Origin of the sequence: Plantactinospora solaniradicis (genome assembly GCF_042658085.1) — a bacterium.
In the GTDB taxonomy this organism is placed as follows: domain Bacteria; phylum Actinomycetota; class Actinomycetes; order Mycobacteriales; family Micromonosporaceae; genus Plantactinospora; species Plantactinospora solaniradicis.
Genome location: NZ_JBHSPR010000058.1, coordinates 1 through 1,067, shown reverse-complemented (window position 1 = coordinate 1,067; position 1,067 = coordinate 1). Strand labels below are relative to the sequence as shown.

1 protein-coding gene is annotated in these 1,067 nt (G+C 68.8%); it reads left to right on the top strand.

The window, feature by feature from the left end:
- The coding region (locus ACFP2T_RS39500) for a condensation domain-containing protein (RefSeq protein ID WP_377431572.1) at positions 1-1,067 on the top strand (1,067 nt) is incomplete at both ends.

The window sequence follows — 1,067 nt, the reverse complement described above, 5'->3', positions numbered from 1 at the left end:
CTGGGCCGAGCTGTTGGGTGTGGACCGGGTCGGGGTACGCGACAACTTCTTCACCCTGGGCGGGCATTCGCTGCTCGCCACGCAGGTGGTGTCGCGGATCCGGGCCGTGTTCGCCGTGGAGGTGCCGGTCGCGGCGTTGTTCGACGGTCCGACGATCGCGGGTCTCGCCGAGGTGATCGACGCATCGGCGCAGGGGACCGATACCCCGCCGATCGTGCCGGTGGACCGCGACGGGCCGTTGCCGTTGTCGTTCGCGCAGCAACGCCTGTGGTTCCTGACCCAGCTCGACCCCGGCTCGGTCGAATACAACATGCAGATGCCGATCCACCTCGACGAGCTTTCGGGGGAGGCGCTGGCCACGGCGCTTGGCGGGTTGGTGGCCCGGCATGAGGTGCTACGGACTCGGCTGGTCGCCGATGCTGACGGGGTGCCGTGGCAGGTGGTCGACCCGCCGGCACCGTTCGACCTACCGCTGATCGACCTGTCCGGCGAACCAGACCCGGCCGCCGCCGTGCAGGCGTGGTTGGCCACAAACGCGGTGGTGCCGTTTGATCTGGCGGCTGGGCCGTTGTTCCGGGCGAGCCTGCTGCGGGTGGCCGCGGATGAGCATGTGTTGGCGCTGGCCATGCACCACGTGGTGGGTGACGAGTGGTCGGCCAACATCCTGCGCCGTGAGTTGGACGTGTTGTATACCGCGGCCCTGGAAGGAACAGAGTCGGGTTTGGCGCCGTTGCCGGTGCAGTACGCCGATTTCGCGGTGTGGCAGCGGCAGTGGCTGACCGGCGACGTCCTCGAGGAACAGCTCGACTACTGGCGGCAGCGGTTGACGGGTGTGCCGACGCTGGAGTTGCCGACGGATCGGCCGCGGCCGGCACAGCGGTCCAGTGCTGGGGCGGCGCTCAAGTTCCAGGTGCCGGCCGAGGTGGTCGACGGTCTGCGCGCGCTGTCCCGGGATGCTGGCGTGTCGATGTTCATGACGGTGTTCGGCGCGTTCAACGTCCTGCTGGGCCGCTATTCGGGTCAGGACGACATCGTGGTGGGTACGCCGATCGCGAACCGGAACCGGG